We start from the raw sequence: 5,389 nt of genomic DNA, 5'->3' as shown, positions 1-5,389 counted from the left end.
ACCCCTTGTCGCACCATTGGATGAAATCCAATGGCTAAGTGCGACAAGGGGTAAATCCCCTTTGTAATCCCCTGACCAACATATACATGTTGGTAATTTCGATAAATCGAAATAAAGAGCAAAAGCAAAATGGCGATATATCATTTTTCAGTTAAAACGATTAGTAGAGGTAATGGACGATCGGCCGTTGCTTGTGCTGCATATCGTTCAAGTGAAAAATTGGTATGCGATTTTTATGGAAAAGAACAAGACTACACAAGAAAAACTGGTGTCGAATTTACAAAAATCTATGCACCTGAAAATACAAATACTGAGTTACTCAACCGTCAGACACTTTGGAACCAAGTAGAAAAAGCCGAACGAAGAAAAGATGCATTACTTGCAAGAGAATTTGAGATTGCATTTCCAAGTGAATTAAACGCTGAACAGCGTAAAAAAATGCTCAATGAACTTTGCCAAAACCTCGTTAAAAAATACGGTGTCATCGTTGACGCTGCTATTCATGCACCGCATACAGACAGTGGAAGTGATGAACGTAACTACCATGCACACATTATGTTCACCACCCGAAGTATTAATGAGCATGGTGACTTTTCAGCAAAAAAATATAGGGACTTCAGTCGTGACAATGGCACAGAAACTGTAAGCCACTGGAGAGAATCATTTGCAGAGTTATGTAATCATCACCTGGAACAAAATGGATTTGATGAACGTGTCGATCACAGAAGTTATCAAGACCAGGAAAGTGACCTAGAAGCAACTCAGCACGAGGGTCCTCAAGCGACATACCTGCGAAGACGAGGGATATTTACAGAAATTAGTCTGAAAAATGATGAGATTAAGCGACGTAATTTAGAAATCAAAAAGGTCATTGCACTTGATGAAAACATCAAAGTATCTGAGGATCTTGTTCAAAAAGTACGAAGTGAGCTTCAGTTTCAATACTCTCAAGCTGAGTATTTAGAAAAAATTTCTCAGAAACTTTCTGAATTCCAAGACGAAGAATTATCAAAATTAACAACAGAATTAGACACGATGAGTTCTGAAATCTCAGAACTACGCAAAAAAGAGCCTTTATTTTTTAAAACAAAATGGGGCAATCAAATAAATGACTTGATCGACCAACACAATACCCAACTAGATATCCAAAAGCATATCTCTGGTCTGAGTGAAATCGAAAAAAAAGAGAGATATTTTGAGCAGTTAAATAAATGGGCAGAAGAAAATCAGCTACTCCAGCCTAAAAAGTCTTTTGAAAAATTTGACGAAACAAACATTACAGTTAAACAACGCAAACTAAATGATGAAATTTTAAATATAGATCATCAACTTGCAGAAATATCACGTAGAGAAGGTGAATATCAAACATATACTCGAACTCAACTCATAGAGCTCAGAAATAGTTATATATTTGAGGAAGATAACTATGGAAATAAATATTTTAGTCCTCAAAATGGTGAAAAACAAAAACGACTATACGCAAAAGAAATGGAAGAGCTGAAAACCCAAAAATGGCGTGCAGATTTTATAAAACCAATTGAGGTAGAAGCAGAGCAAGAATTTGCCAAAAAAAGAGCAATACAGCTCGAAAATGACCGAAAAGATCGTGAATCGAGGGAACAGCAGTTGCGTAAAGAACGAGAACAACAAGAACAACGCTATGAGCAAGAAAGACGAGAACAAGACCATATGGCATTTTTAAGACGCCAAGAATTGGAAAAACAGCAGAAAAATGAGCCTAAAAAGCCAGAACAAGACAATGATAACGATTACACACCTTGGTAAACCCTGTTTAAACGCAAAAAACGGGGGGTTTTAGCGACTTTTACTAAAAATGTAGGGAAACCATAGTCTATAAGAGTAAAAGCTCTTAGGCCTCAAATGAGAGCTTTTAGCGAGTGTCTACGAGCGTCACAATGAAAGTTCGCTTATTCCCCCCTCTGAAAAACCGCTTTTTAGGTGTTATTAGAGAGTTTCTTTAGCGAGTGTCTACGAGCGTCACAATGAAGTTTTTGCTTTTCAAAAAGCATGAGCAAAGCGAATGCATTATTGATGTTTTGCTTTTTGAATTCTAGATAACTTAAGAAAAAACTGCCCCCAGGAAGCGAGAGAAACGAGCTTCAATAGAGTACGAGCTTTAGCGAGTACCAAGGGCAGTTTTAATAGCTCACTTTTGGTATGAATTCTCTTTTATATTTTTAAAAAGCTTTTAAAAGCTTTTAGACCCTCTGAAAACCTTATGCAGCAATAGTTTCAAGCGTTAAAAGGGTACAAATAGCATGATAAAGGGTACAAATAGCATGATTTTATCGTTTAAAAGGGTACAAATAGCATGATTAAAGGGTACAAATAGCATGATAAAGGGTACAAATAAATTATTGTACCCTTATGTTTATTGGTGTACATTGTTTTCTCATAAGGGTACAAAAATCATGTTCATTTTTTATAAGGTTTGATATCTGAATGAATAAAGAAAATAGTTATGATAAATCTTATCCAGTAACAACAATGGCTATTCAAAATAAAGTTACTGAATGCTTTAAAAGCATGTCTGTAGATGAAAAAAGAATTTTAATTATGGCTTCTCCGATTGCTAGAAATATCGATGCAAGTGAACAAGATCAAATCTTAATATCTGCTCAACAATTTGCTGATGACTGTGGTATCAAAGTCAATTCTGCTTATAAACAAATTGAAAATGCGTCAAAAAAACTAGTAGATCGGTCCTTTTCGTACGTTAATGATAAGGGGAAAAAGGTCTACTCTAACTGGGTAATTGATGCTACTTATGAAGATGCTGGGATATCTTTAAGGTTTACATCTATTGTTTTAGTGATGTTGAAAATTTTAGATAAATACAATCCATACACTCGTTATAAAAAAGATGTAGTTCTAAAATTAAAAAAAGACTACTCAATAGACTTTTACCATTTAGCGAAAAAAAATCAGGCAAAAAATGGCTTTGAATTAACGCTAGATGAAATGTTTACAGAGTTTGGTTTACCAGAATCTTATAGAGATTTGAGGAACTTAAAACGAAGAGTTTTGAAGAGCTCATTAGATGAAATTAATGAATTTACCGATGTAACAGTTGACTATAGTCCAGTTAAAAAAGGACGTTCTGTTGTCGGCTTTAAGTTCACTGTGAAAGAAAAATCTAAGCCAAAATTAATAGCTCCTGAGCGAGATCCAAAAACAATAGATATGTTCTGCAACCTGTCTGATGCTCAAATTAACAAGTACAGTGCTATTTTATCTAAACTTTCTGAGCTATCAGACCTAAGTAACTTCCAGGACTATCCTAGTTTTGCCCTTTGGATTAGTGGCATCTTACGAGATCCAAAAAGTGTAAGAGAGGAAACAGCAAAGCGGATTTTTAAAGCTCTTCATAGCAAGACGGATTTTAAACCATGAAAACTAGAGCTGAATTAGATGCAATGAGCCATCAAGAACTCAAAGACTATGAGCAAAGTTTACTTGCTCTGTGGACACCAAGAATGGCTATTGAAAGTGACATTGAAAGGTTAAGCACTAATCGCACCGAATTATTAGAAATTTTTAATCAATTAAAAAATCCTGATGCTCCTGAAAATGAGCGTTTAAAAAATTCTATTTTATCGCTCAAATATAAGATTGAAGATTTAGAAGATAAATTGGATGATCTTATTCAAGATAATCGCTTAAATCGTGCAGATTGAATTATTCAGTTTATTTAATTAAAACCGTGAAACATTGATCAAAGAATAGGCGTGGAACGTGATAAATCAATAAAAAAGCCCAATCGGTAGTGGTTGGGCTTTTTACTATGCGATAAGCTTATGATTTATATGAAATAAAAAATAGCATTTCGTATAAGGTGTATTATGTTAATTTTAGAAAATCTAAAATAATTATTGATAATTTTTTTTTGAAAATTTAACATACCTTCCGATTGGTATTTTAGGTATGATTACTTATGAACAGTGTGTTACTCGCTTATGTATTACTTGGATTTGCAATAGTTTCCGAAGTGATTGGAAGTAGTTTTTTAGTTAAATCGGAAGGGTTTACAAAACTTTTTCCAAGCGTGATGGTCTTTATTTCTTTTAGCACGGCATTTTATTTATTATCACAAGTTATTAAAACAATCCCTTTAGGTATCGCATACGCTATATGGGCTGGTGTTGGGATTGTTCTAACTGCTGTAGTTAGCTACTTTGTTTTTAAACAGACACTAGATAATCCTGCTTTAATTGGAATTGGTTTTATCGTATCTGGCGTAATAATTATTAATTTATTTTCGCAATCAGCAGGTCATTAAGTGAAAGAAATTCGGCAACAAAAGAAGCAACCAGAGGTTATTCGAAAGCGCATCCTTGAACAGGCAACTATTCTTGTTTCTCAAAAGGGTATTTCTGGTGTTTCTATTCAAAATATTGCTACAGCAGTAGGTATAACAAAAGGGGGGGTATTTCACCATTTCCCGAATAAAAAAAATTTGATAGAAGAAATGTTCAATCAAATAATTCTTGATTTAGATCAAACAGTTGAATACTTGATTAAACGCGATCAAACAGAATATGGTAAATTCACACGAGCTTATATTCATAGTTCTTTTATCCATCAAATAGATGGGGTGGTTTCTGCTTGGTCAGCGTTATCAATGACTATGATCACAGAGCCTACCTTTAATAAAATTTGGATGGAATGGCTAAAAAATAGATTATCTCAACATGCAGAAACGGATAGTCATCCTGATTTAGAGTTACTTCGTTTAGCAGCAGATGGGTTGTGGCTACAAAGTATTACCGGAGTCATTGATGATGAGCAATGTTCAAAATTAGAAGACGATCTGCTTAATCGAACCTATTTAACATAAAATCTCTTATGCGAAATTTAGGTCTTATCCCAAATAAATCCATTAAAAAGATCTTTATCTTTCTGCCTATTTTCTTCAGTCTTACTTTCCGTGCTTAAAAACTTTTCAAAATCGGTTAGTTGACCCTTAAAAGATTCATCATTTTTCAGTTTGTTTAGAACCCAAGCCCCCAGTAGAATTTTACGTCTAGTATCATCTTTTCTTTGTCGATCAGAATTTTTCTTTTTTTCACGAGCAGCAATAGCTTGTTTTTGTGCTTTTAGTTGTCTTAATCGTTCTTCTTGCTTTGCAATTTTTTGCTCTAAAGTTTCAACACTCATACCATCACCATCTCAAGGAATCCCCCTCAAGCATAGGTCTGTTTGAATTGAAATTCAAGACAGCCCATGCTATCGTGGTTTTCCCGAAGGGCGCACTTAGCCATTGGATTTCATCCAATGGTGCGACAAGGGGTAAATCCCCTTTGTAATCCCCTGACCAACATATACATGTTGGTAATTTCGATAAATCGAAATAAAGAGCAAAAGCAAA

The 5,389-nt window shown here is 34.6% G+C and carries 6 protein-coding genes; 5 read left to right on the top strand and 1 reads right to left on the bottom strand.

Translation table 11 applies throughout. From position 1 onward, the window contains the following. Positions 1-129 precede the first annotated feature (129 nt). The 5 genes from mobQ to NI464_RS15545 all read left to right on the top strand — a co-directional run bounded on the left by mobQ (position 130) and on the right by NI464_RS15545 (position 4,858). On the top strand, positions 130-1,785 hold the full coding sequence (gene mobQ / locus NI464_RS15565) for a MobQ family relaxase (RefSeq protein WP_253139488.1): 1,656 nt from the start codon (positions 130-132) through the stop codon (positions 1,783-1,785). A 678-nt stretch (positions 1,786-2,463) separates the two neighbouring features. Continuing rightward, positions 2,464-3,414: a replication initiation protein gene (locus NI464_RS15560; RefSeq protein ID WP_055414634.1), complete on the top strand. Its 951-nt coding sequence runs from the start codon at positions 2,464-2,466 to the stop codon at positions 3,412-3,414. After that, the gene (locus NI464_RS15555) at positions 3,411-3,698 is read left to right on the top strand and encodes a hypothetical protein (RefSeq protein ID WP_055414635.1); all 288 of its coding nucleotides are present in this window, start codon (positions 3,411-3,413) and stop codon (positions 3,696-3,698) included. The genes NI464_RS15560 and NI464_RS15555 overlap by 4 nt, the downstream gene beginning before the upstream one ends. 257 nt (positions 3,699-3,955) lie before the next feature. Beyond that, positions 3,956-4,300 carry an SMR family transporter gene (locus tag NI464_RS15550; protein WP_087090658.1) on the top strand — a complete coding sequence of 115 codons (345 nt, stop codon included), beginning with the start codon at positions 3,956-3,958 and terminating at the stop codon, positions 4,298-4,300. Then, positions 4,301-4,858, top strand: a complete 558-nt coding sequence (locus NI464_RS15545) for a TetR/AcrR family transcriptional regulator (protein WP_016165572.1) — start codon at positions 4,301-4,303, stop codon at positions 4,856-4,858. A 17-nt stretch (positions 4,859-4,875) separates the two neighbouring features. Here the strand turns inward: NI464_RS15545 and NI464_RS15540 are convergent, their stop codons facing one another. Next, a complete protein-coding gene (locus tag NI464_RS15540) occupies positions 4,876-5,178 on the bottom strand; it encodes a hypothetical protein (RefSeq protein WP_046128218.1) in 303 nt (100 codons plus the stop codon). Positions 5,179-5,389 lie beyond the last annotated feature (211 nt).

The sequence above is a fragment of the Acinetobacter lwoffii genome (assembly GCF_024129685.1).
GTDB lineage: Bacteria > Pseudomonadota > Gammaproteobacteria > Pseudomonadales > Moraxellaceae > Acinetobacter > Acinetobacter lwoffii_X.
The sequence above is the reverse complement of the archived record's forward strand: the minus strand, read 5'-3'. Positions and strand labels throughout refer to the sequence as shown.

Excerpts from the sequence above, each read along its gene's own strand:
- mobQ (WP_253139488.1), top strand. The coding sequence starts at position 130 with ATGGCGATATATCATTTTTCAGTTAAAACGATTAGTAGAGGTAATGGA.
- NI464_RS15560 (WP_055414634.1), top strand. The coding sequence starts at position 2,464 with ATGAATAAAGAAAATAGTTATGATAAATCTTATCCAGTAACAACAATG.
- NI464_RS15555 (WP_055414635.1), top strand. The coding sequence starts at position 3,411 with ATGAAAACTAGAGCTGAATTAGATGCAATGAGCCATCAAGAACTCAAA.
- NI464_RS15550 (WP_087090658.1), top strand. The coding sequence starts at position 3,956 with ATGAACAGTGTGTTACTCGCTTATGTATTACTTGGATTTGCAATAGTT.
- NI464_RS15540 (WP_046128218.1), bottom strand. The coding sequence starts at position 5,178 with ATGAGTGTTGAAACTTTAGAGCAAAAAATTGCAAAGCAAGAAGAACGA.